A 26,364-nucleotide genomic window follows, 5' to 3' on the forward strand; every position below is an offset into this window, starting at 1 on the left:
TGCTCCGCCGCGGGACCAAAAAAGCGCTGCGAAGCCCGCCATTATACGAAGCGGCGGGAAAATGCCAAGGCAGGGCTATTGGGACAGCATCGTGCGGCGGCGTTCTTCGGCTTCCAGCCGGCGGCGGTTCTCGACGCACAGCGGGTGGTTGGCCACCGCCGCGTTCTGGCATTGCTGGTGGATGCACATCGGTCGGGCGATGAATCCGGCGTTGGCGCACGCTTCGTCCGGCCCTGCCACGCGTGCGACCGCCGGTTTGGGCGTGGCGGCTGGAACCGGCGCAGGCTCGGGCGATGCAGGCGCTTCCGCAGCCACGGCCGCAGGCGTGGGCTCGGCCACCTTGCGAGGAACAGGCTTGGGCCGTGGTGCCGATGCAACGACGAATGCGGGCGCTGCGGCCACCGAGGCTGCGGATGCGGCCGGCAGAGCCGGTGCGGTGGCCGCTTCATCGACCACGGAGATCAATTCGGCGGGTGCAGAGGCCACCGGCGCTGGCGGCTCGGCCAGTTCCGTGATGATCTGGTCTTCTGGGGTGTACTTGGTGGGATGGGGCGTGTCGCGCGAGGCGTTCCACCACAGTCCGGCAGCGACCACAGCCACAGCCACTAGGCCGGCGCTCGCCCAAAGCAAGGGACGGTGGCGCACGCCAGCGACTGCCGATGCCGGTGCCTCCTCGCCCGCAGCCTGGCTGCGGCGGGTCTTCGGACGCCCCAGCCTTTCTGGATGCTGAGGACGGCGCTCCTCGAAAACCGTATCGCCACCTGTCACGGTATCTGCCACCTCTTGTCCTCCATCCATGAAAACCGTGTCCTGCCCATCGGACACCACGGTGTCGCCAGCCTCCTGCCGATCGATGTGCAACTGCGCACCCGTGTCCACCGTCGGCGCCTCCACCGCAGCGGCCAGAGGCGCAGGCAAGGGTACGCCCACCGCCGGCAGAGGCACGGAGGTGATGTCGATCATGGGCACCGCCACGCCCGTACCACGCCGGTCGGCCGGCTCCACCCAGATATCGCCCAGCTCGGCGCGAAAATCGAACTGGTCGATGCCCTCCGGCGGAGCGACCATGTCCATGGTGCGCAGGAATTCGTCGATGCTCTGGGGACGCTCATCCGGCCGCAGGGCCAACGCCTGCGAAATCGCGGCCACGAAGGGCGTGGAATATTCCACACCGAACTGTCGCCGCACGGTCTTGGCCACCCGTGAGAACGGCACCATTCGGTCGCGGATCGACCGCAGCGTGGCCGGCAGCGGCGTGTCGTTGCACAGGCTGCCATGCACCACGGCACCGAGGGCATACAGATCGCTCCAGGGCCCCTGGCGTAGATCGCTCTCGCCGTCGTTGTACTGCTCGATGGGCGCGTAATTGACCTTCAGGACCGCCGTGTGCTGGTGCCCGTGGTCGCTGATCGCATGGCGTGCAGCCCCTAGGTCCAGCAGCACGGGAGGGCCGCTGTCCTGCAGGAAGATGTTGTCGGGCGAAATGTCGCGGTGCAGCGTCTGGCCGTCGTGCAGCACGCGCAGCGCGCTCAGCACCGACCACAGCATCTTGCGCAGCCAGGCCTCGGGCGGCGGCGTGCGCATGTGCGCGCGGGCCTGCTTGAGCGTCATGCCCGTGTAGAGCGGCATGACCATATAGGCGGTGTGATTGGCTTCCCAGAAGCGAAAGACCTTCACCAGCGAGGGATGGTCGAACTGGGCAAGCAGCCTGGCCTCGCTCACGAACGAGGCCAGCCCCGCCTGGAAGGATTGCTCCTGGGTCGAAGACCGCACCCACAGCGACTGCCCCTGCGCGCGCGCCGCCAGCGCCGACGGCATGTATTCCTTGATGGCCACGAAGCGCAGGAGCGAATGGTCGAATGCCTTGTAGACCATGCCGAACCCGCCCACCCCCAGCAGCGAAAGCACCTCGAACTCTCCCAGACGCGTCCCGGCCGGCAGGGCGTCGACGTGGTGGACGTCGGTCGGGGGTTCGGTGCTGGTGATGGCGGACATGGTGACGGGTGGGCTTTCGGGCGGCAATGGTGCACCAGCAACGGCGCACCCGGCAACGGACAAGTGGATGGATTGCAACACATTGGCCGAAGCCGCCATCATGCAGCAAGCCCGCTCCCTGGCGGCAACAAGGCGCCCGGCGACTGCTCCAAGCCATCGCACCGGCAGCGCCCCGGCCCCCACTGCGCCATGACGAAGCGGGCACGATCACGCGGCACCGGGCGGTGCGTGGTTACCATTGGCCCCATCATGTTCAGTTACCGCCACGCCTTCCATGCGGGCAACCACGCCGATGTGCTCAAGCACACGGTGCTGATTGCCACTTTGCAACACCTTACGCAGAAAGACGCAGCGCTCACCGTGCTGGACACCCATGCCGGCGCCGGCCTGTTCCGCCTGGACGGCGACTACGCCGCCACGAGCGGAGAGGCGGGGGACGGCATCCTTCGCCTGGTACCGCCTGCCGTGCTCAAAGAGCCCCTGGCGCCCGCGCTGCAAGCCTATGTCGACATGGTCGGCGCCTTCAACCAGGGCAACGTGACGCGGGTCTATCCAGGCTCGCCCTTCATCACGCAGCGCCTGCTGCGCGACCGCGACAAGCTCAAGGTGTTCGAATTGCACCCGACCGACCTGCGCGCGCTGGCCGGCAACGTGGCCCAGCTGGAGGCCGGCCGCCAGGTGGCGGTGCTGCATGAGGACGGCTTCGAAGGCATCAAGAAATTCCTGCCCCCACCGGCCCGCCGCGCTCTCGTGCTGTGCGATCCCAGCTATGAAATCAAGAGCGATTACGGGCGCGTCCTGGACATGGCCGCAGACTCGCTCAAGCGCTTTGCGACAGGCACCTATGCCGTCTGGTACCCGATCATTCCCCGGCCCGAAGCCCATGACCTGCCGCGGCGGCTCAAGACGCTGGCCACCAAGGCCGGCAAGTCGTGGCTGCATGCCACGCTCACCGTGAAATCGAGCAAGGTGACGGGCGCCGCGGACGGACAGGCCCGCCGCCCGGGGCTGCCGGCCAGCGGCATGTTCCTGATCAATCCGCCGTTCACGCTGAAAGCGGCGCTCAAGCCCGCGCTGCCGCAGATGGCCGAGCTGCTGGCGCAGGACCACCACGCCTCGCACACGCTCGAGTCGGGCGGCTGAGCCCGCCCGCCTATTCGCCAGAGGCTGGCAGCGGGCTGGCCTGCGACAGGCCGGAAACCGAGGCATCAGGGCACTGCGCCGCGGCGTCTTCCGGCGCCTGGGAGACCACGACCGGCTTGGTGCCCAGCCCCAGCAACCCCAGCGCCCCGGCGGCGGCGCGGCTCACATCGATGATGCGGCCGGGCGAGTGGGGCCCGCGGTCGTTGATGCGCACCTGCACGGCGCGGCCGGTCACCAGGCTGCGCACGCACACGCGCGTGCCGAAGGGCAAGGTGCGGTGGGCAGCAGTGAATTCGTTCATGTCGAAGCGCTCCCCGCTGGCCGTGCGGCGGCGGTGGAACCGGGCCCCGTACCAGGAGGCCAAGCCTTCCTGCACGAACGCATCGGCGGCATCGCTCTCGGAGGACGCATCCGTGTCCGACGGTTTGGAGGGTGCCTCACCCGCGATGGCCGGCGGGGGCTTCACAGGGGCCGATGCGCGGGGCGGCTGGGCTGGCGCCGGCAGGGGAATCAATGGCTTTTGCGTCGCCGCAATGGTGTCGTCGCCAGGCGCGGGCGCCTTGACCGCGCAGGCCACCAGGGCGCACGACAGCAGCGCGCCAGACAACAGCGCACCGAGGCGGCGGGGCAGTTCAGCGCTGGCAGCGCGTTTCGTAGGCGTCTTCAAAACGCTTCAGGTCCTTTCTTTCGCCTTCGGTCAGGTCCGTGCGGGCCCGCTTGGCGGTGAGAATGCGGCGCGACTCCCGGCATTGCTCGGCGTGGCGCGTGGCCTCTTCGCGGGAGGCCTGGGCTGCCACGCGCAGTTGCTGCTCCTGCTCCTGCCGCTGCTTGCGCGCCTCGCTCTGCTCCCTGAAATAGCGGGAGGAAGCGTCGGATTCCTCGTCGTGGCAGTCGCGCTGGTACTCCCGGCGCATGCCAGCATAGGCGTCGGGCTGAATGCCGGAGGAGCCTCCGCGCAGCGTGTCGCTCAGGGAGCGGCAACGGGCGCTCATGTAGCGCTGGTACGCCGGCCCTTCGGGCACGGAGCGCACCGGGGGCTCATATCGCCACGCCGGAGGTGGTGCGACAGGCCCCGTGGCCGCCACCGACGTCGTCGTGCCGGAGGGACAGGGGCGCGACATCGTGAAGCTGTTGCCCGCTGCATCCCGGCAGACGTACCGCGTCTGGGCCCACGACGGGGCAGACGCCACGCAGCACAGGGTGGCGACCAACAGGGGAGCGAAGGCGGACGTCATGGATGGGCAGAAAAACGAAGGGGCGATATTAACGGAGTGGCCGCCGGCGTCTAAAGGCCCAGCCGGCGGCAGATCTCCAGCGTGGTGGCGCTCTGGTTCATCGTGTAGAAGTGCAGGCCCGGCACGCCACGGTCGCGCAGTTGCTCGCACAAGCCGGTGACCACGTCCAGGCCGAAGGCCTTGATGCTGGCCGTGTCGTCGCCAAAACCCTGCAGCCGCATGCGGATCCACCGTGGGATTTCGGCGCCGCAGGCGTCGGAGAAACGCATGAGCTGCGTGGAGCCCAGGATGGGCATGATGCCCGGCACCACGGGCACATCCAGCCCCAGCCGCCGCGTGTCGTCCACGAAGCGGAAGTAGGCGTCGGCATTGAAGAAGTACTGCGTGATGGCCGAGTGCGCGCCGGCTCGCACCTTGAGCGCGAAGGCCTGCAGATCGGCTTCGGGCGAACGGGCCTGGGGGTGCACTTCCGGGTAGGCGGCCACTTCCACGTGAAAGTCATCGCCCGTCTCCGCGCGGATGAAGGCCACCAGATCGCTGGCGTAGTGGAACTCGCCGCCCGCGCCGTAGCCGCTCGGCAGGTCGCCGCGCAGGGCCACCAGGCGCTTCACGCCCATGGCCTTGAGCGTGGCCAGCTGGCTGCGCACCGTCTCGCGCGTGGCGCCGATGCACGAGAAGTGCGAGGCCGCGCTCACGCCCTCCGCCAGAATCTCGCGCACGGTGGTGAAGGTGCCCTCCTGCGTCGAGCCGCCCGCACCGTAGGTGACGGAACAGAACTCGGGCCGCCGGGCATACAGCGCCTGCCGCACGGCACGCAGCTTTTCGGCCCCTTCGGGCGTCTTGGGGGGGAAAAATTCGAAACTGACGGGTAAGGGTGGATTGGAGGCAGTCATGCCGCCCTCCTTGCATGGACGAAGAATTCACGGTTGCCGTCGCCGCCATCGATGGAACTGTCCATCCAGGCGGCCACGGTCAGGCCCAGTTCCGCGCAGCAGCCGCGGATGCGCTGCTCGACCACGGCGTAGAGCGCCACATCGCGCACGATGCCGCCCTTGCCCACCTGGCCGGGCTGCAGTTCGAACTGCGGCTTGACCAGCATGAGCAGGTCGCCACCGGCCTTGAGCAGCGGCGCCACCGCCGGCAGGATGAGTGTGAGCGAGATGAACGACACGTCGCCCGTCACCAGATCGAACACCGGGGTGATGTCCACCTGCTCCAGCCCTGCCCGGCGCCGGCGCACGGTGGGCAGGGCGCACTCCGCGCGGGCCCGCGCCCGGGCCGAGCGCTCGGCCTTGAAGGCTTCGACGTCGTGTTCCTTGGCATCGTCGCTGTCGTCGTACTCGTCGTCGATCAGGCCGCCGTTGCGCATCCAGCCGTAGGGCGCTTCGGGCTGGGTCTCGTTGTCGTCGGGGTCTTGCTCGACCTGCTCGGACAGGGCGTCCTCGCAGGCTTCCTGCAGCGATGCGGCCGTCAGGGACCGGGCGTTGACGCCTTCCACGGCCACCACGCGCGGATCCTGGCGCAGGCGGTCGTGCAGTTGGCTGTGGCCCACGTCCACGCCGATCACCTGGGCCGCGCCGCGCTGCAGCAGGCAGTCGGTGAAGCCCCCGGTGCTCTGGCCCACGTCCAGGCAGCGCCAGCCCGCCACGTCCAGGCCCGTGGACACGAGCGCGCCTTCCAGCTTGAGGCCACCGCGCGAGAGGTAGCGCGCCTCGGATTGGTCGAGCAACTGCACTTCGGCGATGTCCGGAATCTCGTCACCGTTCTTGGCCACCTTGTGCCAGGGCAGGCTGGGTGCCAGCCGCCATTGCACGCCGGCCGCGATCAGGCGCTGCGCCTGCGACCGGGTCGCGGCGTGGCCCTTGTCCACCAGATACACGTCTGCGCGCATGCGCCCGTCCTTCTCAGAGTCAAAAAGGCCTCCAGCGCATATTCATCTAGCGCAGGAAGCTATTATTTTTATAGCAAACAGGGCAAACAGGCCGGAGTCACCGGCCGCCGCCCCAGGGCGCGAAGCCCCGCCCGATCAGTAGCGGTAGGTGTCGGGCTTGTAGGGGCCGCTCTTGCTCACGCCGATGTAGGCGGCCTGCGAGTCCGTCAGTTCGGTCAGCATGGCGCCGACCTTCTTCAGGTGCAGGCGCGCGACCTTCTCGTCCAGCAGCTTGGGCAGCACGTAGACCTTGCCGGCCTCGTAGGCATCGGGCTTGGTGAAGAGCTCGATCTGCGCGATGGTCTGGTTGGCGAACGACGACGACATCACGAAGCTCGGGTGGCCCGTGCCGCAGCCCAGGTTCACCAGGCGGCCCTTGGCCAGCAGGATGATCTTCTTGCCGTCCGGGAAGGTGATGTGGTCCACCTGGGGCTTGATCTCTTCCCATTCGTACTTCTCGATCGACGCGACGTCGATCTCGTTGTCGAAGTGGCCGATGTTGCAGACGATGGCCTGGTCCTTCATCTTCACCATGGTGTCGTGGGTGATGATGTCCTTGTTGCCCGTCGTCGTCACGAAGATGTCGGCCTTGTCGGCGGCGTAGTCCATGGTCACCACGCGATAGCCTTCCATGGCGGCCTGCAGGGCGTTGATGGGATCGATCTCGGTGACCCACACCTGGGCCGACAGCGCGCGCAGCGCCTGGGCGGAGCCCTTGCCCACGTCGCCGTAGCCGGCCACCACGGCGACCTTGCCGGCGATCATGACGTCGGTGGCGCGCTTGATGCCGTCCACCAGCGATTCGCGGCAGCCGTACAGGTTGTCGAACTTGGACTTGGTGACCGAGTCGTTCACGTTGATCGCGCGGAACAGCAGCGTGCCCTTGGCGGACATCTCATTCAGGCGGTGCACGCCGGTGGTGGTTTCTTCCGTCACGCCGATGATCTCGGCCGACTTGCGGGTGTACCAGGTCGCGTCTTCCGACAGTTTCTTGCGGATGGCGGCGAACAGGATGCGCTCTTCCTCGCTGGCACCGTTGCCGGCGACCAGGGAGGCATCCTTCTCGGCGCGCTGGCCCAGGTGCATCAGCAGCGTGGCATCGCCGCCGTCGTCCAGGATCATGTTGGGGCCTTCGCCCGCGCTGCCCTTGGGACCGAAGTCGAAAATGCGGTGGGTGTAGTCCCAGTAGTCTTCCAGCGACTCGCCCTTGATGGCGAACACCGGCGTGCCCGTGGCGGCGATGGCGGCAGCGGCGTGGTCCTGGGTGGAGAAGATGTTGCACGAAGCCCAGCGCACGTCGGCGCCCAGGGCTTTGAGCGTTTCGATCAGCACGGCGGTCTGGATCGTCATGTGCAGCGAGCCGGTGATGCGCGCGCCCTTGAGCGGCTGGCTGGCGGCGAACTCGTCGCGGATGGCCATCAGGCCGGGCATTTCGGTCTCGGCGATGCGGATTTCCTTGCGGCCCCACGCGGCAAGGGAAAGGTCGGCGATGGCCTGGTCGGCCTGGGGCTTGAGAACTGCGCTCATGGTTTTCTCCGGTAAAGAAGGTAAAAAACCACGCATCGGAGGGGAATGGCTCACTCACCGCACAAGAAGCGTGGGCGAGCGTCGTTGCAAAATGATGATCCGAGCCTCGCGTCCCTGCCGCACACCGGGCACCGGGGGTAAAGACGCTGCAACGCTCCTCGGAAAGCGGCGATTATAAGGACATCGCGCTTCGCGCCCATGCCAGCGCGCCGACCGTGGCACGCTACAGAGCAGAGACCGGCATGGATTCGAGGTGCCGGCCTGACAACAAGACAACCAGCGATACGCCCGCAAAGGGCCAGAAGAACCCAGAGACAATGTCCACACAGCACCGGGGCAACCTGTTCGATCTGATGCGCATCTGCGCGGCGAGCGCGGTGATCTTCAGCCACCACTTCCACATCACGCACACCGCGTCGCCCACCTGGCTGCATTCCGACATGGTGGGTGGCGTGGCGGTGATGACGTTCTTCACGATCAGCGGCTACCTCGTCACCCAGAGCTGGCTGCGCCAGCCCAAGGCGCTGGCGTTCCTGTCCAAGCGGTTCCTGCGGATCTGGCCCGGGGTGCTGTTCGCCGTGCTCACCAACGTCTTTCTGTTCGGAATCTTCTTCAACTCGATGCCGGCCGCGGACTTTCTGGCCCACCCCGATACGCTCGGCTACTTTCGCAACCTGCTGCTGATCAGGGACTACCCCTACCTGCCGGGCGTGTTCGAAAACAACCCGATCAAGCACCTGATGAACGGGCCCTTGTGGACCATCCCGATAGAAAGCCTGTGCTACCTGGTGCTGGCAGGCGCAGGGTTGCTAGGCGTGTTCCGGTCTCGCTGGCTCGCCGGCCTCGCCGCTGTGGCCTATCTCGCGTTCTTTCTCACCGCGCGCAATGCCGACCTGACCGGCGAGATGCAGCACTGGTTCGAATACCCCGCCTACTTCACCTATGGCGCGCTCATCGCCGTCTTCCGCGATGCATTCCAGGCCCGCTCCGGCCGGCTGCTGCTCCTGCTGACGCCGCTGGCCGCCATGCTGTTCTTCGGATTGCAGATGGAGCACACAGCGGGCCTGCTCCTGCTGCCGCCGCTGCTGATCCATATCGGCTCGCTGAACGTGCCCGCGCTGGCCTTCCTGCAGCGCGGCGGGGACCCGTCGTACGGCATCTATCTGTACGGCTGTCCGGTGCAGCAGTCGGTGTATGCGCTCTGGCCCGATCTGGCGTTCATTCCGAGCCTGCTGCTGTCGGTGGCGCTGGCCGCCGTGGCAGGCTATGCCTCCTGGCATCTGGTGGAATCGCCGGCGCTGCGGTTCAAGCGGTGGTTCCGGCGGGCGCCCGTGACGCCCCAAGCGGCTCCCTGACCCCTTCGAGGGGCCAAGGCGGCGGCCCTGGGGCCGGGCCGGGGCGGTCCCACCGAGGTCCGGCATGGGGGCCGCCATTAGAATACGGCCACTTTTCCGCGGGCGCCCTCCGCGGCGGCGCGCCAGCGCGCCGACCCTGGCGCCCGTACTTCGGCCCACCGCTGCGCCGCGCCCTCACCAAAAAACTCTGTGTCCTACGTCTCCGAAACACGGCGCCGCCGCACCTTCGCCATCATCTCCCACCCGGACGCGGGCAAGACAACGCTCACGGAAAAGCTGCTGCTCTTCTCGGGCGCGATCCAGATCGCGGGCGCGGTCAAGGGCCGCAAGGCCAGCCGCCACGCCACCAGCGACTGGATGGAGATTGAAAAGCAGCGCGGCATCTCGGTGGCCAGCTCGGTCATGCAGATGGCCTATCGCGACCACGTGGTGAACCTGCTGGACACGCCGGGCCACAAGGACTTCTCGGAAGACACCTACCGCGTGCTCACCGCCGTCGATTCGGCCCTGATGGTGATCGACGCGGCCAACGGCGTGGAGGCGCAGACGCGCCGGCTGATCGAGGTCTGCCGCCAGCGCGACACGCCCATCATCACCTTCGTGAACAAGATGGACCGCGAAGTGCGCGAACCGCTGGACATCCTGGACGAGGTCGAGCGCGAGCTGGGCATGCCTTGCGTGCCCATGACCTGGCCCGTGGGCCAGGGCAAGGGTTTCGGCGGCATCATCAACCTGCGCACGCAGGCCATGACGGTGTTCGAGTCGGGCAGCGAGCGCCGCCCGCAGGACTTCGAGACCATTCCCCTGTCGGACGCCGCCAACCTGCGCGCGCGTTTCGGCAGCGAATTCGACGCCGCCATCGAGAGCATGGAACTCGCCGTGGGCGCCTCGCCCACCTGGGACCACGAGGCCTTCCTCGCCGGCAAGCAGACGCCGGTGTTCTTCGGCTCCGGCGTGAACAACTTCGGGGTCATGGAAGTGCTGGATGCGCTGGTGGACCTGGCCCCCTCGCCGCGTCCCCGCCTGAGCAGCCTGCAGGTGAACAAGCAGCCGGTCGAGAAAACCGTGCAGCCCGAAGACCAGAATTTCTCGGGCGTGGTGTTCAAGGTGCAGGCCAACATGGACGCCAACCACCGCGACCGCATCGCCTTCGTGCGCGTGGCCTCGGGCCGGTACACGCCGGGCATGAAGCTCAAGGTGCAGCGCACCGCCAAGGAACTGCGCCCCACCAGCGTGGTGACCTTCATGTCGCAACGCCGCGAGGCGGTGGAAGAGGCCTATGCCGGCGACATCATCGGCTTCACCACCCATGGCGGCGTGCAGCTGGGCGACACCATCACCGACGGCGCCAGCCTGCAGTTCACCGGCCTGCCGTTCTTCGCGCCCGAACTGTTCATGACGGTCATCCTGAAGAACCCGCTGCGCACCAAGCAATTGCAGCAGGGCCTGGCCCAGCTCGGTGAGGAGGGCGCGATCCAGGTCTTCAAGCCCGACGCCGGCGGCGCCATGCTGCTCGGCGCGGTGGGCCAGCTGCAGTTCGAAGTGGTGCAGCACCGGCTCAAGACCGAATACGACGCCGACGTGCGGCTGGAGGGCTGCCAGTACACCGGCGCCCGCTGGATCACCGCCGACAGCCCGGCCGACCTGCGGGCGTTCACCGACGCCTACCCGCTGCGGCTCGCGCACGACGCGGCGGACACGCTGGCCTACCTGTGCACGTCGCCCTACGACGTGCGCCTGGCCCAGGAGCGGTTTCCCAAGATCCATTTCCACCCGTTGCGCGAGCACGCCGGCCTGGCGCTGCAGGCCGCCGGTTGAGCGCAGACCATCGCCCGGCCGTGGGAGCGACGCTGCCATCTCCGTCCATTGCCCGCGCGGTCCGCGCCCCGCGGGATGGCTGGCGGGCAGCCACCCCGTTCCTGGTGATCTGGAGCGCCCTGATGGCGCTGTACGGCACCTGGCTGATGGCCTTCTGGCCCGGCATCCTGGGGGAGGACTCGGTCTCCATCCTGCTGGAGGTGGAGCGCGGAGGCGACTTCCGCTCCGGCAAGACCGTCTTCTGGTACTACTTCGTGCGCCTGTTCTACGAGGGCACGCGGCGGGTGGAAGTGCCCGTGGCGGTGCTGCTGTGCCTGTGCGCGCGGATCTTCGCCCGCATGCTGGCGTGGTACTGGCGGCAGGGCCTGAGAAAGAGCTTCGCGGTGGTGCTGGTGCTGGTGTGCCTGGCACCGCACATGGTTTACTTCATGGGCACGCTGTACCCGGACGGCATCTTCGCCGTGGCGTCCTGCGGCCTGCTGTTCGAGCTGTGGCTGGCCGCCCGCCAGCGCACGATGGGCGCGGCCTCGCTGGCCATGGTGGCCGTGGCGCTGCCCTTCGCGGCCTTCGCCCGGCCGAACGGCATCGTCTTTCTGCTGCCGGCGGTCGCCGTGCTGCTGCTCCTGGACCGCCGCAGCCGCTGGACGCTGGCGGCGGTCATCGGCGCGGTGGGCGCGGCGATGTTCGCGGGCCACCAGCTGCATCCGTCCAGGACACAGGAAGCCGTCTATCCCATGGTGGTCTTCGAGACCGTAAACTTTCTCAAGCCCCGGGCCATGAACCGCCTGTGGGACCAGTACCCCCACATGAACGATCCCTGGGTGCTGGACCGGCCCAAGGTGTCGCCCGCCACGATCGAGATGCTCGGGCGCTACCGCCCCCTGCCGCAACTGCAGGCCTATGCAGACCCGGCGTACTGGGACATGCTCGTCTTCCATCCCGAAGGCCCGCAGATGCAAGGGCTGCCGCAGCCCGACCAGAAGGCCCTCGTGCGTGAATTCTTCACCTACAACCTCTGGCAGAACCTGCCCGACTTCATCGCCAGCCGGGTCAACGTCTTCCTGGCCGCCGCGCTCGCGCAGGGCGGCTTTCCCTCCGTGACCTACGCCACCTACGTGCTGCAGCGCACGCAGGGGGTGTCGGTCTTTCGCCAGTTCGACCTGCGCGGCGTGGAGCGCCGCTTCATCGCCCTGCAAAAGGCCAGCCATGCATGGCGGTGGCTGCTGTGGACCCCTTGGCTCGGCATGCTTTTGCTGGCGTGGGCCCTGTGCCGTGGCATCGCCCGGCGCGACCTGACCCTGCTGATCGTGGCGTTGCCCATGGCCGTGCAACTGGTGGCCATCTTCCTGCTGTCCACCGCGGGCGAATACCGTTATCTCCTGCCGTTTTTCACCCTGCCCCTGGCCCTGCTTCCCGCTTTCGCCTTGCGGCGCCCCACCCCGGCCCGCCCCGTGTCGGCATGACACGCCCCCTGCCTTCTCACCATGTCCCTTTTACTCACGTCCCTGACCCTGTTGTGCGTGCTCGGCATCTCGCTCGGGCAACTGCTGTTCAAGAAGGCCGCCATGATGCTGCCGGCCCAGCCGGTGCTGACCGACTGGATCTTCAACGGCTGGCTCATCGTGGCCCTGGCGCTCTACGGCGTGACCACGCTGCTGTGGATCTGGGTGCTGCGCAGCGCACCGCTGCACCTGGCCTATCCGTTCATGGGCCTGGCCTTCCTGATCGTGCCGGCGCTGGGGTGGCTGTTCCTCGATGAGCCGCTGCATCTGCAGACCTTCATCGGGGGGGCGCTGATCCTGGCAGGCATCGCCGTGGCGGGGAGGGCTTCGGCATGACGAAGCACACCATGAGCGTCGCGGTCGCCATCCCCTGCTACAAGGTCACCCAGCATGTGCTGGAGGTGATCCGCACGATTCCGGCCAGCGTGTCCCGCATCTACGCGGTGGACGACGCCTGCCCCGACGGCAGCGGCGCCTTCATCCAGCAGCACTGCACCGACCCGCGCGTGCAGGTGCTGTTCAACCCCGAGAACCAGGGCGTGGGCGGGGCCGTGGTCACGGCCTACCGCCAGGCCGTCGCGGACGGCATCGACATCGTGGTCAAGATCGACGGCGACGGCCAGATGAACCCCCGCCTGCTGCCGCTGTTCGTGCGCCCCATCCAGGACGGCCGGGCCGACTACACCAAGGGCAACCGCTTCTTCCGGCCCGAATCGGTGCGCGGCATGCCCGGGATGCGCCTGTTCGGCAATGCCGTGCTGTCGTTCATGACCAAGCTCAGCTGCGGCTACTGGTCCATCATGGACCCGACGAACGGCTACACCGCCATCCACACCAGCGTGCTGCGCGAGCTTCCGCTGGACAAGCTGGAGCGCCGCTATTTCTTCGAAACCGACATGCTGTTCCGCTTGAACACGCTGCGGGCGGTGGTGCGCGACGTGCCCATGGACGCCGTGTACGCGGACGAAGAATCGAACCTCAAGATCGGCAAGGTCCTGCCCGAATTCCTGAAAAAGCACGCCTCGCGCCTGGCCCGGCGCTACGTGTACAGCTACCTGGTGCGCGACTTCAACGTGGGCTCGATCTACAGCCTCTTCGGCATGCTTTTGCTGCTGGCCGGGGGCCTGTTCGGGGCGCTGCACTGGATCAACAGCGCCTACGGCACCCATCCGGCCACGAGCGGCACCGTGATGCTGGCGGCGCTGCCGGTCCTCATCGGCATCCAGTTCCTGGTGGCGTTCCTGCACTACGACGTGGGCAGCGTGCCCACGGAGCCCCTGAGCACCTACCTGCATCCGGACGACCTCGATGCCGCCGCCGATCCAGCCGGGAAGGCCGCGCCATGAGCGTCTCCCCGGGCCACATCGCTCCCAACGACAGCCACACCCTCGCACCGTCCGAGCGCGCCACACTGCACTGGATGCTGTGGGGACTGGTCGTGCCCCTCATCTTCTACGCGGCGCGCACGGTGGAAGTGCTCACGCGGGTGGAAATCCCGTTCGACTCGCTGCACACCTACCTGCCGCTGGCGCGCCAGTTGCTGGAGGACGCAGCGCAGCTGTTCAGCGATCCGAAGATGCTCAAGGTGGCGCCCGGCGCAGTCGTCTACATGGCGCTTTCGGGGGCGGACCCGGTGGCCGTGAAGGCGGCGAATCTCGCGATCTCGCTCGTGGCGCTGGTGCTCACGTTCGATGCCGCACGCAAGATCGGCGGCCGCGTGGCCGCCGCCGCCGCGGCCTGGCTGTTCGTGCTGCCCCACATGCTGGTGGAGGCCGGCGCGGTCCTCATGGGCGAAGCGCCCTTCGTGTTCCTGGTTGCCGTGTGGCTCTGGGCCACCACCTATGCGGTAGACACCACGGCCGGTACGCGCGCAGCGCGCTGGCGGATCGGCGCCGTGGTCCTGGCGGGCCTGGCCCTCGCCGCGGCCACCCTGACCCGCGGAACTTACATGTACTGGCTGCCGTTCGCCGTGGTGGCGTTCTTCGCCGCATCGCGCAAGCTGCAGGGCGCGCAACGAGGCGCGGCCGTGCGCATCGCGGCGGTGCACCTGATCGCCCTCGCGCTGGTGGGCGCCTACATGGCGCGGCAAAACGAGGAATTCGGCCGGCCCATTGTCGCCACGGGCACAGGCGCGGCGCTGTACTTCGGCAGCAACCCCGTGCTGTCCGGCTACGAGCCGCCGTACTTCGGACTGGTCCATGATGAGTCCACCATCACGGACGGCCAGGGGCACCTTTCGATCGAGGGCGACCGCCGCCTGATGGCCGTGGCCAAGACCATGCTGCGCGAAACGCCCTTCCCGGTGCTGGCGCAGATGTACGTGCAAAAGCTCGGTGCCGTGCTGTTCTTCAGCCGCGCGCACCTGGACCGCCATGTCATGAACGACCGGTCCTGGCGCGTGGTGCTGGTGATCCTGGCGTGCCTGGGTGCATGGGGCGGGCGCCGGCACCTGATGGTGTGGATGGCCACCGGCGCCGCGGCCTACCAGTGCGCGGTGCACGTGCCGGTGCTCTACAACCCGCGCTACAGCATCAGCGCGCTCGACATCCTGTTCGTGCTGCTGGCCGCACAAGGCGTGGCGATGCTGTGGCGCCAGCCACGCCGGGGCATGGCCCTGGGCGGCGCCCTGGCCACCATCGTGGCGGGCATCGGGCTGGGCTACTACCACCTGCGCGCCAGCGCGCCGCTCATGCCCGACCTGAGCCTCGGGCACCCCGTGCTGCTGCAGATGGCCGAGCCTGGCACGGTCCAGACCCAGGGGTGGGAGGGCGACCCGTTCGCGGCCGAGGTGCCCATGGCGTCCGGGAAAGCCCTGGTCGAGTGGCGCGCGAAGGCCTTCAAGATGGATGGCATCTCCATCCTGCGGCTGCCGCTGGAGCGCCTGGAAGGCCAGTGCCAGCGCCTGTGGGTGGGCTACACCCGGCCCGACGGTGCCGCACGCGCCAGCCTCGTGCGCCTGGACGGACTGAAGGCCGGACAGGACATCACCTGGGGCACGATGCCGCTGGTGATGCCCGGCCCGCCAGGGCGCCTGACGATGGAGTTCCACTGCAAGCCGGGCACCCGCATGCAGTTCGGCGATCTGGGCCTGTACGAGGCCAGCGAAGGACGTTTCTACCGGGAAAAAGCGCTCAGCCCGCCCTGAGGCTCCGCTTTTTCCCAGCCCCCACCGGGGCCCTTCTGCACGGCCGGACATGGCCTTGCAGTTCTTTTCCTTGACGGACACTCTGCCATGCGCTTTTTCAACGCTCACCGGATTCTGGCGGCGGCACTGTCCCTGCTGGGAGCCGCTGCGCACGCGGACACCGCCCCCCGCCCGGCGCGCGCGCCGTTCATCGTCGCCCCGACCATCGTCGGCACGATGGTGTGCGACGAGGCCGCCAACGATCCGCGGATCAAGACCTACGAAGCCGCCATCGATCTGTGCCGCGCGCGCAAGCGCACGGGCGCGGCAGCGATCAACCGCCTGCTCGACACGCTGGAGCCCGGCGGCCCGCGCGGTCAGGTGCAGATCGGCTTCACGTCCACGCTCCAGTTGCTGGCGCTGTACCGCAGGACCGCCACGGGCTGGGAGATCGACACGGCGCGGGTCGATGAATTCCTGCAGCTCGTCGCCGATGTGAAACGCCCCGTCGTGCTGTACCTGGCCGGGGACCATTTTGACTCCGCCGGCCCCCTGACCGACGAGCTGGAGAAAGACCCGCGCAACCTCATGCAACTGCCCGGGGGCAAGCCGCTGGAGCTGGGCTATTTCGGCTACCGCATCGCGCCCTACACGCTGGAGACGGATGCGAGCATTCCGGTCAACCGCTACCGCTACGAGGCCCTGCGCTACGTCGCCCGGCGCATCAAGGCCCTGCCTGCGGAGCAGCAGCAGCGCATCGTCGCCATCACGCTCGCGGGCGAACTGCACCACCTGTTCCCTGATTTCGAACACGGCATGGGCGAGTACCAGAACATCCGCACCACCGACTACAGCCCGGCCTCGGTGGCGGGCTTCCAGGCCTACCTGGCCAAGCAGTACGGCAGCATCGCGGCGCTGAACCGGCAGGCCGGGACGGCCTACGCCGCGTTCAACACCGTTCCCGCCCCGTCGCACGATGTGAGCCGCGAGCCGGCCAGCAGCCTGGGCGAGCACTACGACGCCTTTGCCGACGGCACCCTGCCGCTCTCCGGCTGGCTGTGGGACCCCGCAGGCCGCGTGACCGGCCTCGACCTGTACCTGGATGCGCGCTACATCGGCCCGGTGGCGCGCGGCTACAACCGGCTGGACGTGTACCGCGCGCTGGACGAGGTCACCACGCCGAACGTGGGCTTTCGCACCGACGTGGACTTCAGCGCCCTGCGCCCCGGCAAGCACATGGCGCAGATCGTGGCGCGCGTGGGCGGAGCGCGCTTCGAGGTGGCGCAGACCGAATTCACGGTGATGCCGCGCGACCGCCGCGTGGCACCGCCCAACCGCCGCCCGCCGGAGGTCTTCGGCATGAAGGCCGCGAGCGAGTTGCCCGGCGTGCGCTCGTGGCTCGACCTGCCCAAGCCGCAGCAGGGCGTGCTCTTCAATCCGCTGGCGCGGGACTGGAACCGTTACCGCGAGCAGCAGGTGGCGCGGCTGCTGGGCGAGTTCCACCGCATCCCCTCGAGCGAAGGGTTGCCGGCCGACAAGCTGTACTCCCACCAGATCGTGCCCAACGTGAACTCCTCCTGGAACCCGCAGCTCTTCGCGGCGGACCAGACCCTGCACGGCTCGCTGCCCTGGAAGCACGGCATCAACCTGTATGGCGGCGCCACCGACAGCGACTGGGTGCGTGGGTTCCTGGCCGAACGCAAGATCGCCGACTACGGCGTGCCCGAATTCAATCCACAGCAGTGGAAGCGCGACGGCGCCCACCTGGCGGCCATGCAGTCGCACTACGCCGGCGGCGCGCGGTTCATCAGCCCGTACTACTTTTCCGTCATTCCGAACCGGTTCAAGGGCAGCGCCGAAAACGGCGTGAACCGCATGGAGCTGGGCCCGGACAACACGAAGGACGGCTCCGACCGCTTCTACCGGGCCATCATCGAGTTCGCCAAGCGCTGAGGGCCTGGGGACGCCCCCGCGGGCGGCCCAGGCCCTGATCGCGCGTCCCCCTACTTTCCGGCCACGCCTTTCCCTGCCACCGCCATGCCTTCGCCCTCCCCCCTCCCCGCCACCTTGCAGCCTCTGGCCGCTTGGCAGCCGCCGGCCACCCTCGCCGGGGTGTTCACCGACATCGACGACACCCTCACCACCGATGGCGCCATCACTGCCGATGCGCTGGCCGCCATCGCGGACCTGAAAGCGGCGGGCCTGCATGTGATCCCGATCACCGGGCGCCCCGTGGGCTGGAGCGAGCCCTTCGCGGCCGCGTGGCCCGTGGGCGCCATCGTGGCGGAGAACGGCGCGGTGGCGCTGGTGGCGGAGCGGAACCAGAATGCCCTCGAGCGCAATGAAAACGCCGGCATCGTGCTATCGAAATGGTATCAACAGGATGCGCCGACGCGGGCGGCCAACTACGCGCGGATGCAGGCCGTGCTGGCGCAGATCGAGCGCGAGGTGCCGGGCGCGCGCCGCGCCACCGATTCCGCCGGGCGCGAGTGCGACATCGCCATCGACCACAGCGAGTTCGTGCACCTGCCGCAGGCCGCCATCGACCAGGTGGTGGACCGCCTGCACGCGGCGGGCATGCATGCCACGGTGAGCAGCATCCACGTCAACGGCTGGTTCGGGGCGCACAACAAGCTGGAGGGCGCCCGCTGGATCGTGCGCGAGCGCCTGGGGCGCGACCTGGACGCCGAGATCGACCGATGGGTCTACGTGGGCGACTCCACCAACGACCAGCTGATGTTCGAGCGCTTCGCCCACAGCGTGGGCGTGGCGAACGTGGCGCGCTTCGTGCCGCAGCTGCGCCACCGGCCGCGCTACGTCACCCGGGGCGAGCGCGGCGCGGGCTTTGCCGAGGTCGCGCAGGCCATTTTGGGTGCGATGGGCCGCATGCCCTAGAAAATATTGCCCTTGTAGCTATTATTTCATAGCAAATCGATCCATCGCAAGCGGCGCTCCATCCCGGTGCGCGAGGGATTACAGCGGCTTGCCCAGGCCCAGCTTTTCCACCAGTGCCTTCTCGCGCGTGAAGGTGTCCTGCGCGAACTGGCGGTAGCGCGCGCTGTCCATGTAGATCGGCACCATGTCGTATCGCGCCAGCGCGGTGCGGTAGGACTCCTGGTCCATCGCCTGCTTGAACGCATCGTGCAGGCGCTTGACCACGTCCGGCGGCGTGCCCTTGGGCGCGCCGATGCCGAAGGGCGAGTTCTGCACCACGTCGATGCCCAGCTCCTTGAGCGTGGGCGCATCGGGGAATTTCGCAAGGCGCTCGGCGCCCCAGGTGTTCAGCACGCGCAGCTTGCCCGCCTCGACCTGCGGCGCGAAGCCGGTGGAGTCGGCCGCGGCCATGATCTGCCCACCCAGGATGGACTGCATCAGGTCGGCGCTGCCCTTGTACGGCACGTGCAGCAGTTGCAGGCCCAGTTGCTGCGCGGCCAGCTCCATGGTGAGGTGCGGGCTGGTCAGCGTGCCGGTGGAGCCGTAGCTGAGTTTGCCGGGGTTGGCCTTGGCATAGGCCACGAAGTCCGCCCAGGTCTTGAACGGCGAGTCGGCCGGCACCACCACGCCGAAGGCGTAGCCCGTGACGTTCAGCACATAGGTGATGTCCTTGACCGGGTCCCAGTTGATCTTGGTGGTGTAGGGCATGCGGAACACGCCCAGCGGGATCTGCGCCACGGTGTAGCCGTCGGCCGCCGAGGACTGCAGCAGCTGCGCGGGCAGCGTGCCGCCGGCGCCGGGCTTGTTGTCCACGATGACCGGCTGGCCCAGCGCCTTGCCGGCGCTGTCGGCCAGCACGCGCATGGTGATGTCGGTGGGCCCGCCGGCCGGGAAGGCGATCACCAGCTTGATGGGCCGGGCGGGAAAGGATTGGGCACGGGCGGTGAGGGCGGGGGCGGCCAGGGCCGCGGCCCCGAGCTGCATGAGATGGCGGCGCTGCATGGTCGGTCGGTTCTCGCAAAGTAAGCAACCACCATTGCAGCGCAGGGCAGCCCCATCCCTGCAGGCCGGAAACCCTGAGGCCCTGTCGCGCACGCGTCATGCAAGGCTCCAAAGCACCGGTGCCGGGGCCCGGTGCGTTCGTCCTACATGGGGCGACGGGCGGAACCGACACGGCGGCGCGGGGTGCCCGCTTAACGTCACCCCCGGCGCACGCGACTTCCAGCGTGCCGCTTCCCAGCCCCAACCCCCGCACATCCGGCCGCAGGCCATGCCCGGGAACTGCCTATTCAAGAGGAATGGTCATGCCCAACCAACGCCACGCGCCTGTTTTCCTGGGGGTGCTTCTCGTCGTGATCGGCCTGGCCATCGGCGTCGGCGGGGTCTGGCTCATCGCCCTGGGCGGCTCGTGGTACTACCTGCCCGCGGGCCTGGCCACCCTGCTCGCCGGCTGGATGCTGGCCCAGCGCAACCCCGCCGCCCTGTGGGTTTATGCCGGGCTGGTGCTGGTGACGCTGCTGTGGTCACTGTGGGAGGCCGGGCTGGACTGGTGGCCGCTTGCTGCACGGGGCGACGTGTTCTTCGTGCTGGGGGTGCTGCTGCTCACGCCCTGGGTGTCCCGCGGCCTGGTCTCGCCATCGCAGCGCGGCCCGCGCCGCGCGCTGGGCGTGACGCTGGCGGCCTTTCTGGCCGTGGCCGTGGCCTCGTGGTTCCATGACGCGCACGACGTACCCGGCGCCTTCGCCGCGCATGCCGCCCCCACCCCCACCACGGCGGTGCCCGCCGCGGCTGGCAGCCCTGGCGACAACGGCACCATCCCGCCCGGCGAATGGCATGCCTACGGCCGCACCGGCGAGGGCCAGCGCTACTCCCCGCTGGGCCAGATCACCCCCGACAACGTGCGCGGCCTGGAGGTCGCCTGGCAGTACCGCACCGGCGACGTGCGCGGCGAGCCCGGCGATCCGCAGGAGACGACCTTCGAGGTCACGCCGCTGAAGGTCGGCAACCGCCTGTACCTGTGCACCCCGCACCAGTCGGTCATTGCGCTCGACGCGACCACCGGCGCGCAGGTCTGGCGCTACGACACCCAGGTGCAGGGCAAAGGCGAACTGGCGCTGCAGCACCTGACCTGCCGCGGCCTGTCGTACCAGCCGCCCGAGCCGGCCACCGCCGGCGCCGCGGCCGTTCCGACGGCCGCGCCAGCGCCCTCTTCCCCACCCGCAGCCAAGCCGGCCACACCCGTGCCGGCCTCGGCACCCGCCCTGCCCACGGCGTCCTGCGAAGGGCGTTTGTTCATGCCCACAGCCGATGGCCGGCTGCTCGCGCTGGACCCGCGCACCGGCGGCCTGTGCACCGACTTCGGCAACGGCACCGGGCAGATCGACCTGTGGACCGGCATGCCCAACCGCCGCCCCGGCGCCTACTACTCCACCTCGCCCGCCGTGGTCACGCGCGATCTCGTCATCATTGGCGGCACCGTGCTGGACAACGCCTCCACCAAGGAGCAGTCCGGCGTGATCCGCGCCTACGACGTGCACACCGGCGCGCTGGTGTGGAACTGGGATTCGGCCAAGCCCGAGGCCACCGCGCCCATCGGCCCCGGCGAGACCTACACCGCCAATTCGCCCAACAGCTGGTCGATCTCCAGCGTGGACGAAACCCTGGGCCTGGTCTACGTGCCCATGGGCAACCAGCCGCCCGACCAGTGGGGCGGCCGCCGCAGCCCCGAGGTGGAGCGCTATTCGTCCTCCGTCGTGGCGCTCGAACTGGCCACCGGCCGCGTGCGCTGGCACTTCCAGACCGTGCACCACGACCTGTGGGACTACGACGTGCCCGCGCAGCCCAGCCTGGTGGACCTGACCGTCAAGGGCGAGCGCGTGCCCGCGCTGGTGCAGCCCACCAAGCAGGGCGAGGTCTTCGTACTCGACCGTCGCACCGGCACCCCCATCCTGCCAGTCACCGAGGTGCCCGCCCCCCAGGGCGCCGCCGAGGGCGACCGCACCGCGCCCACGCAGCCCAAATCGGCCCTGTCATTCGACCCCGCACCGCTCACCGGCGCGGACATGTGGGGCGTGACCCTCTTTGACCAGCTCATGTGCCGCATCGCGTTCGAGAAGCTGCGCTTCGAAGGCCGCTTCACCCCGCCCTCCACCCGCGGCACCCTGGTCTATCCCGGCAACTTCGGCGTGTTCAACTGGGGCGGCGTGGCCGTGGACCCGCAGCGCGAGATGGCGTTCACCACGCCCACCTACCTGGCCTTCACCTCGCAGCTGATCCCGCGCACCGACGACACCACCTTGCTGGTCCAGCCCGGCGGCGCGCCGCCGCACGGCATGCTGCCCGCGCTGAACGAGAACGTGGGCGCGCCGTTCGCCGTGCGCCTGAAGCCCTTCGTCTCGGTGCTGGGCATTCCCTGCCAGGCGCCGCCCTGGGGCTACGTGGCCGGCGCGGACCTGACCACCGGCAAGATCGTCTGGAAGCACAAGAACGGCACCGTGCGCGACCTGGCTCCCGTGCCCGTGCCGTTCAAGATGGGCGTGCCCAACCTGGGCGGCCCGGTGACCACGGCCGGCGGCGTGGCCTTCCTGTCCGGCACGCTCGACTACTACGTGCGGGCCTACGACGTCTCCAATGGCAACGAGCTGTGGAAGAGCCGCCTGCCCGCAGGCGGCCAGGCCACCCCGATGACCTATACCGGGGCCGATGGCCGGCAGTACATCGTGGTGGCGGCGGGCGGGCACGGCTCGCTCGGCACGCGCACGGGGGACTGGCTGATCGCCTACGCCCTGCCGCGCACCTGACGAGGCTTTGAGACAAAAAGGCCTCCAGCGCAATCGATACTAGGGCATATCGCTATTATTTTTATAGCAAATTGCCCGGGTCCTTTGGGGGATGGACCGCCCCCTCAGGCACTCGCAGCGGCGGCGCATCGCAGCCGATGCCGGCCGCGATCCAGCGCCGGGCCAGCGCGCGCATCAGCCGCACGGCCCAGGCGCTGCGCCAGCCCGTGACCTCGCCGGGGTCCGCGACCATGCCGCAGACATAGCGGCCCGGTGCGGCATCGCCGCCAGCGCCTTCTTCGCGCCAGCGCAGCGCCGCACACGGGCCATGCCGGCGGCGCGACACCAGCATGCCCAGCGGGCAGGGCTCTGCCAGGCAGCACAGGCCGCAGCCGTTGCACGGCGCGCCTTGCGCCGGCTGCGGCGGGGCCGAGGGGTGCAGGTGCACGACCTGCCAATCCGGGCCATGCGCTCCCGCACGGGCATCCACTCCCCGACCCGCACCAGCGCCTGCACGCGCGCCGCCCGCGGCTGCATCGTCGGCCTGAACGTCATCGGGCAGTGGCATGGGCAATGGGAATCCAGGAAAGGCGGGCAACGCGCACGCAGGGGAAAAGGGAAGCGGACGGTCGCGAACCACCGCCCCATCCGCCAGGGCGCCCCATTGTTGCGCCGCCCCGCCTTCCCTGCCTGGATGCCCATGAAAAAAGCGCCCTGGGGGGCGCTTCTCGTTGGTGCCCTGCTGCCGCCGACAGGGGCGCAGGGGCGCAGGGGCTCGCAGCGGATCAGTGCTGCAGGATCTTGTTGAGGAAGTCCTTGGTGCGTGGCTGGCGGGCATCCGGGTTGTTGAAGAAATCGTCCTTGGAGCAGTCCTCCAGGATCTTTCCGCCCACGTCCATGAAGATCACGCGGTTGCTGACCTTGCGCGCGAAGCCCATTTCGTGGGTCACGCACATCATGGTCATGCCTTCGTTGGCCAGGCCCACCATCACGTCCAGCACTTCGCCCACCATTTCGGGGTCGAGGGCGGACGTGGGTTCGTCGAACAGCATCACGATGGGGTCCATCGACAGCGCACGGGCAATCGCCACGCGCTGCTGCTGGCCGCCCGACAGCTGGCCGGGGAACTTGTCCTTGTGCGCCGACAGGCCCACGCGGTCCAGCATCTTGAGGCCGCGCTTCTTGGCCTCGTCCGCGCCGCGGCCCAGCACCTTGACCTGCGCGATCGTCAGGTTCTCGGTCACCGACAGGTGGGGGAACAGTTCGAAGTGCTGGAACACCATGCCCACGCGGCTGCGCAGCTTGGGCAGGTTGGTCTTGGGATCGTGCACGGCGATGCCGTCCACGAAGATCTCGCCCTTCTGGAAGGGCTCGAGCGCGTTGATGGTCTTGATCAGCGTGGACTTGCCGGAGCCCGAAGGGCCGCACACCACCACGACTTCGCCCTTCTGGATGGAAGTGGAGCAGTCGGTCAGCACCTGGAAGCTGCCGTACCACTTCGAGACATTCTTCATTTCAATCATTGCTATTTCCTCACTCTTTCCGCTCAGCGGATGATGGCGATTTTCCGGTGCAGGCGCTTGACGACCCAGGACAGTGCGAAGCACATCGCGAAGTACACGACGGCTGCCAGCAGGTAGGCCTCGATCGGCCGCCCGTAGTTCTTGCCCGCCGTCTCGAAGCCCTTGAGCATGTCGTAGGCGCCGATGGCGTAGACCAGCGAAGTGTCCTGGAACAGGATGATGGTCTGCGTGAGCAGCACGGGCAGCATGTTGCGGAACGCCTGCGGCAGGATCACGAGCTTCATGTTCTGGCCGTAGGTCATCCCGAGCGCCTGGCCCGCGAACACCTGTCCGCGGGAGATCGACTGGATGCCGGCCCGCATGATCTCGCTGAAGTACGCGGCCTCGAAGGCGATGAAGGTGATGATGGCCGACAGCTCCGAGCGGTAGCTCGTGCCGATTCCGCCGGGCAGGGCCGCGTAGAACGAGGCCGGCACCAGCAGGAAGAACCACAGGATCACCATCACCAGCGGGATGCTGCGCATGCCGTTGACGTAGAACGTGGCCGGCGCGTCCAGCCACTTCTTGCCCGACAGGCGCATCAGCGCCAGCACGGTGCCCAGCAGGATGCCGCCGACCGTGGCGATCAGCGTCAGCATGATGCTGAAGTAAAAGCCCTTGACGACGAACTTGCTGATGATGTCCCAGCTGTAGAAGGAAAGGTCGAGATTCATCATGTCAGTGGCCTCCCCCCGTGCCGCCGGACACGATCAGGCCGGGAACGCGCGTGCGCTTTTCGATGAAGGCCATGATGCGGTTGATGGCGAAGGCCGAGATCACGTACAGGCCCGTCACGGCCAGGTAGATTTCGATGCCGCGCGAGGTCTCTTCCTGCGCCTGCATCGCGAACATCGTCAGTTCGGCCACCGACACGGCGAAGGCCACGGACGAGTTCTTGAAGATGTTCATCGTCTCGCTCGTGAGCGGCGGAATGATGATGCGAAATGCCATCGGCAGCAGCACGTAGCGGTAGTACTGCACCGTGGTGAAGCCCATGGCCATGCCCGCGTAGCGCTGGCCGCGCGGCAGGGCCTGGATGCCCGCCCTCACCTGTTCGGCGATCCGCGCCGAAGTGAAGAAGCCCAGCGCCAGCACCACGAGGATGAAGCCCGAGACGCCCTTGAGCACCGGAAAGATCGCCGGCAGCACGTGGTACCACAGAAAAATCTGCACCAGCAGCGGAATGTTGCGGAACAGCTCGACCCAGGCATTGCCGAAGCCGACCAGCACCTTGTTGTCGGGCAGCGTGCGCAGCGTGCCGACGATCGATCCCATCACCAGCGCGATGACCAGGGCCAGCAGGGCCACCGACACCGTCCAGCCCCAGGCAGAGAGCATCCACTGGAGGTAGGTCGGGTATTCACCCCCTGGGTCCTGCAGGAAGACTTGCCAATCCCAATTTGATCCCATGGGAAATCCTTCTCAAATCTCGTTGTCTTCAAACTTGGCGCCCCATCCCGGGCATCCCTGCCGGGGAAACAAACAAACGCCCACCGTCAGGTGGGCGTTTGCCGCATGCGAGCGCCGGGCGCTCAGTCCTTGGTGGCGTACTCTTCCATGGGCTTGTCGTTGGGGTTCGCCCAGGCGGCCTTCGTCGCTTCGCTCACCGGCAGGCCGATCTTCACGTTGTTCGGAGGCACGGGCTGCATGAACCACTTGTCGTACAGCTTGGCCATGTCGCCGGACTTGATCTGCGCCTTGATGCTGTCGTCCACGGCCTTCTTGAAGGCGGGGTCGTCCTTGCGGATCATGATCGCGATGGGTTCCACGCTCAGCACTTCGCCGACGATCTTGAAATCGTTGGGGCTCTTGGACTTGGCGATGTTGGAAGCCAGGATCGAGCCGTCCATGATGAAGGCGTCGGCGCGGCCGGATTCCAGCAGCAGGAAGCTGTCGGAATGGTCCTTGCCGAACACTTCCTTGAACGTCAGGCCTTCGGCGCGCTTGTTCTTGCGCAGCGTCTGCACCGAGGTGGTGCCCGTGGTGGTGGCGATGTTCTTGCCGTTCAGGTCCTTGATGCCGGTGATGCCCGAATCGGCCTTGACGGCGATGCGCACTTCTTCGACATAGGTCGTGACCGCGAAGGCGACGTCCTTCTGGCGGGCCGCGTTGTTGGTGGTGGAGCCGCACTCGATGTCCACGGTGCCGTTTTGCACCAGGGGGATGCGGTTTTGCGACGTGACGGGCTGGTACTTGACGTCCAGCTTGGCCAGGCCGAGCTGCTTTTGCACGTCGGCGATCACCTTGGCGCACACGTCGTAGTGGAAGCCCGTGTACTTGCCGTCACCCAGGGTGTACGACAGGCCGGAGGATTCGCGCACACCTTCGGTGATCGTGCCGGAGGCCTTGATCTTGGCCAGCGTGTCATTGGCTTGCGCGAATGCGCTCCCTGCAGCCAGGGCGGTGATGGCGACTGCCAGCAAATGCTTCTTCATCAGGATCTCCTTAGAACTTACGGAT

Annotated in this window: 22 protein-coding genes and 1 riboswitch; of the genes, 10 read left to right on the forward strand and 12 right to left on the reverse strand. The window is 67.9% G+C overall.

The window, feature by feature from the left end:
* Positions 1-75: 75 nt before the first annotated feature.
* Positions 76-1,995 (reverse strand): serine/threonine-protein kinase, encoded by a 1,920-nt coding sequence (locus tag R1Z03_RS16830; RefSeq protein ID WP_317353059.1) that lies wholly within the window; start codon positions 1,993-1,995, stop codon positions 76-78.
* Between the two features lie 249 nt (positions 1,996-2,244).
* Between R1Z03_RS16830 and R1Z03_RS16835 the strand changes: the two genes are divergently transcribed.
* Positions 2,245-3,138: a 23S rRNA (adenine(2030)-N(6))-methyltransferase RlmJ gene (locus tag R1Z03_RS16835; RefSeq protein WP_272565115.1), complete on the forward strand. Its 894-nt coding sequence runs from the start codon at positions 2,245-2,247 to the stop codon at positions 3,136-3,138.
* 10 nt (positions 3,139-3,148) lie between these two features.
* Here the strand turns inward: R1Z03_RS16835 and R1Z03_RS16840 are convergent, their stop codons facing one another.
* From R1Z03_RS16840 to ahcY, 5 genes are all read right to left on the reverse strand, one after another.
* The gene (locus R1Z03_RS16840; RefSeq protein WP_317353064.1) at positions 3,149-3,805 is read right to left on the reverse strand and encodes a septal ring lytic transglycosylase RlpA family protein; all 657 of its coding nucleotides are present in this window, start codon (positions 3,803-3,805) and stop codon (positions 3,149-3,151) included.
* Positions 3,771-4,373, reverse strand: a complete 603-nt coding sequence (locus R1Z03_RS16845) for a hypothetical protein (protein WP_317353067.1) — start codon at positions 4,371-4,373, stop codon at positions 3,771-3,773. The genes R1Z03_RS16840 and R1Z03_RS16845 overlap by 35 nt, the downstream gene beginning before the upstream one ends.
* A 50-nt stretch (positions 4,374-4,423) precedes the next feature.
* Positions 4,424-5,266, reverse strand: a complete 843-nt coding sequence (metF, locus tag R1Z03_RS16850; protein ID WP_317353070.1) for a methylenetetrahydrofolate reductase [NAD(P)H] — start codon at positions 5,264-5,266, stop codon at positions 4,424-4,426.
* Complete coding sequence (locus R1Z03_RS16855) at positions 5,263-6,264, reverse strand: TlyA family RNA methyltransferase (RefSeq protein ID WP_317353073.1); 1,002 nt, start codon at positions 6,262-6,264, stop codon at positions 5,263-5,265. Before R1Z03_RS16855 ends, metF begins: the two co-directional genes overlap by 4 nt.
* 135 nt (positions 6,265-6,399) lie before the next feature.
* Positions 6,400-7,830, reverse strand: a complete 1,431-nt coding sequence (ahcY, locus tag R1Z03_RS16860; RefSeq protein ID WP_317353075.1) for an adenosylhomocysteinase — start codon at positions 7,828-7,830, stop codon at positions 6,400-6,402.
* Between the two features lie 69 nt (positions 7,831-7,899).
* Positions 7,900-7,996, reverse strand: a riboswitch (S-adenosyl-L-homocysteine riboswitch).
* 151 nt (positions 7,997-8,147) lie between these two features.
* On the opposite strand from ahcY, the gene R1Z03_RS16865 reads away from it, so the two are divergent.
* From R1Z03_RS16865 to R1Z03_RS16900, 8 genes are all read left to right on the forward strand, one after another.
* Positions 8,148-9,185, forward strand: a complete 1,038-nt coding sequence (locus R1Z03_RS16865; protein ID WP_317353078.1) for an acyltransferase — start codon at positions 8,148-8,150, stop codon at positions 9,183-9,185.
* A 189-nt stretch (positions 9,186-9,374) separates the two neighbouring features.
* Entirely contained in the window at positions 9,375-11,003 is a 1,629-nt protein-coding gene (locus R1Z03_RS16870; RefSeq protein WP_284429751.1) for a peptide chain release factor 3, read from the forward strand.
* Complete coding sequence (locus R1Z03_RS16875) at positions 11,000-12,466, forward strand: hypothetical protein (protein ID WP_317353082.1); 1,467 nt, start codon at positions 11,000-11,002, stop codon at positions 12,464-12,466. Before R1Z03_RS16870 ends, R1Z03_RS16875 begins: the two co-directional genes overlap by 4 nt.
* Positions 12,467-12,487: 21 nt before the next feature.
* A complete protein-coding gene (locus tag R1Z03_RS16880) occupies positions 12,488-12,841 on the forward strand; it encodes an EamA family transporter (protein WP_272565124.1) in 354 nt (117 codons plus the stop codon).
* Complete coding sequence (locus tag R1Z03_RS16885) at positions 12,838-13,851, forward strand: glycosyltransferase family 2 protein (RefSeq protein ID WP_317353087.1); 1,014 nt, start codon at positions 12,838-12,840, stop codon at positions 13,849-13,851. The genes R1Z03_RS16880 and R1Z03_RS16885 overlap by 4 nt, the downstream gene beginning before the upstream one ends.
* The gene (locus R1Z03_RS16890) at positions 13,848-15,650 is read left to right on the forward strand and encodes a hypothetical protein (RefSeq protein ID WP_317353090.1); all 1,803 of its coding nucleotides are present in this window, start codon (positions 13,848-13,850) and stop codon (positions 15,648-15,650) included. The genes R1Z03_RS16885 and R1Z03_RS16890 overlap by 4 nt, the downstream gene beginning before the upstream one ends.
* Positions 15,651-15,737: 87 nt before the next feature.
* Positions 15,738-17,582 (forward strand): hypothetical protein, encoded by a 1,845-nt coding sequence (locus R1Z03_RS16895; RefSeq protein WP_317353092.1) that lies wholly within the window; start codon positions 15,738-15,740, stop codon positions 17,580-17,582.
* A gap of 114 nt (positions 17,583-17,696) precedes the next feature.
* Positions 17,697-18,524 (forward strand): HAD-IIB family hydrolase, encoded by an 828-nt coding sequence (locus tag R1Z03_RS16900; RefSeq protein ID WP_372588279.1) that lies wholly within the window; start codon positions 17,697-17,699, stop codon positions 18,522-18,524.
* 78 nt (positions 18,525-18,602) lie between these two features.
* On the opposite strand, the gene R1Z03_RS16905 is transcribed toward R1Z03_RS16900, so the two are convergent.
* Positions 18,603-19,565: a tripartite tricarboxylate transporter substrate binding protein gene (locus R1Z03_RS16905; protein ID WP_284404963.1), complete on the reverse strand. Its 963-nt coding sequence runs from the start codon at positions 19,563-19,565 to the stop codon at positions 18,603-18,605.
* Between the two features lie 302 nt (positions 19,566-19,867).
* Between R1Z03_RS16905 and R1Z03_RS16910 the strand changes: the two genes are divergently transcribed.
* The gene (locus R1Z03_RS16910; RefSeq protein ID WP_317353097.1) at positions 19,868-22,363 is read left to right on the forward strand and encodes a glucose/quinate/shikimate family membrane-bound PQQ-dependent dehydrogenase; all 2,496 of its coding nucleotides are present in this window, start codon (positions 19,868-19,870) and stop codon (positions 22,361-22,363) included.
* A 61-nt stretch (positions 22,364-22,424) separates the two neighbouring features.
* Here the strand turns inward: R1Z03_RS16910 and R1Z03_RS16915 are convergent, their stop codons facing one another.
* From R1Z03_RS16915 to R1Z03_RS16935, 5 genes are all read right to left on the reverse strand, one after another.
* Positions 22,425-22,832 (reverse strand): hypothetical protein, encoded by a 408-nt coding sequence (locus R1Z03_RS16915; RefSeq protein ID WP_317360405.1) that lies wholly within the window; start codon positions 22,830-22,832, stop codon positions 22,425-22,427.
* 295 nt (positions 22,833-23,127) lie between these two features.
* Entirely contained in the window at positions 23,128-23,865 is a 738-nt protein-coding gene (locus R1Z03_RS16920; RefSeq protein WP_092745297.1) for an amino acid ABC transporter ATP-binding protein, read from the reverse strand.
* A gap of 23 nt (positions 23,866-23,888) precedes the next feature.
* Positions 23,889-24,581, reverse strand: a complete 693-nt coding sequence (locus R1Z03_RS16925) for an amino acid ABC transporter permease (protein WP_272565133.1) — start codon at positions 24,579-24,581, stop codon at positions 23,889-23,891.
* Position 24,582: 1 nt separating this feature from the next.
* The gene (locus R1Z03_RS16930; RefSeq protein WP_272565134.1) at positions 24,583-25,314 is read right to left on the reverse strand and encodes an amino acid ABC transporter permease; all 732 of its coding nucleotides are present in this window, start codon (positions 25,312-25,314) and stop codon (positions 24,583-24,585) included.
* A 122-nt stretch (positions 25,315-25,436) separates the two neighbouring features.
* Entirely contained in the window at positions 25,437-26,339 is a 903-nt protein-coding gene (locus R1Z03_RS16935; RefSeq protein ID WP_284429742.1) for an amino acid ABC transporter substrate-binding protein, read from the reverse strand.
* Between the last annotated feature and the right edge of the window lie 25 nt (positions 26,340-26,364).

It is taken from the genome of Acidovorax sp. BLS4, from assembly GCF_032929295.1.
In the GTDB taxonomy this organism is placed as follows: Bacteria; Pseudomonadota; Gammaproteobacteria; order Burkholderiales; family Burkholderiaceae_C; genus Paracidovorax.

Excerpts from the sequence above, each read along its gene's own strand:
- R1Z03_RS16830 (WP_317353059.1), bottom strand. The coding sequence starts at position 1,995 with ATGTCCGCCATCACCAGCACCGAACCCCCGACCGACGTCCACCACGTC.
- R1Z03_RS16835 (WP_272565115.1), top strand. The coding sequence starts at position 2,245 with ATGTTCAGTTACCGCCACGCCTTCCATGCGGGCAACCACGCCGATGTG.
- R1Z03_RS16845 (WP_317353067.1), bottom strand. The coding sequence starts at position 4,373 with ATGACGTCCGCCTTCGCTCCCCTGTTGGTCGCCACCCTGTGCTGCGTG.
- metF (WP_317353070.1), bottom strand. The coding sequence starts at position 5,266 with ATGACTGCCTCCAATCCACCCTTACCCGTCAGTTTCGAATTTTTCCCC.
- R1Z03_RS16855 (WP_317353073.1), bottom strand. The coding sequence starts at position 6,264 with ATGCGCGCAGACGTGTATCTGGTGGACAAGGGCCACGCCGCGACCCGG.
- ahcY (WP_317353075.1), bottom strand. The coding sequence starts at position 7,830 with ATGAGCGCAGTTCTCAAGCCCCAGGCCGACCAGGCCATCGCCGACCTT.
- R1Z03_RS16865 (WP_317353078.1), top strand. The coding sequence starts at position 8,148 with ATGTCCACACAGCACCGGGGCAACCTGTTCGATCTGATGCGCATCTGC.
- R1Z03_RS16880 (WP_272565124.1), top strand. The coding sequence starts at position 12,488 with ATGTCCCTTTTACTCACGTCCCTGACCCTGTTGTGCGTGCTCGGCATC.
- R1Z03_RS16885 (WP_317353087.1), top strand. The coding sequence starts at position 12,838 with ATGACGAAGCACACCATGAGCGTCGCGGTCGCCATCCCCTGCTACAAG.
- R1Z03_RS16890 (WP_317353090.1), top strand. The coding sequence starts at position 13,848 with ATGAGCGTCTCCCCGGGCCACATCGCTCCCAACGACAGCCACACCCTC.
- R1Z03_RS16895 (WP_317353092.1), top strand. The coding sequence starts at position 15,738 with ATGCGCTTTTTCAACGCTCACCGGATTCTGGCGGCGGCACTGTCCCTG.
- R1Z03_RS16905 (WP_284404963.1), bottom strand. The coding sequence starts at position 19,565 with ATGCAGCGCCGCCATCTCATGCAGCTCGGGGCCGCGGCCCTGGCCGCC.
- R1Z03_RS16910 (WP_317353097.1), top strand. The coding sequence starts at position 19,868 with ATGCCCAACCAACGCCACGCGCCTGTTTTCCTGGGGGTGCTTCTCGTC.
- R1Z03_RS16920 (WP_092745297.1), bottom strand. The coding sequence starts at position 23,865 with ATGATTGAAATGAAGAATGTCTCGAAGTGGTACGGCAGCTTCCAGGTG.
- R1Z03_RS16925 (WP_272565133.1), bottom strand. The coding sequence starts at position 24,581 with ATGATGAATCTCGACCTTTCCTTCTACAGCTGGGACATCATCAGCAAG.
- R1Z03_RS16930 (WP_272565134.1), bottom strand. The coding sequence starts at position 25,314 with ATGGGATCAAATTGGGATTGGCAAGTCTTCCTGCAGGACCCAGGGGGT.
- R1Z03_RS16935 (WP_284429742.1), bottom strand. The coding sequence starts at position 26,339 with ATGAAGAAGCATTTGCTGGCAGTCGCCATCACCGCCCTGGCTGCAGGG.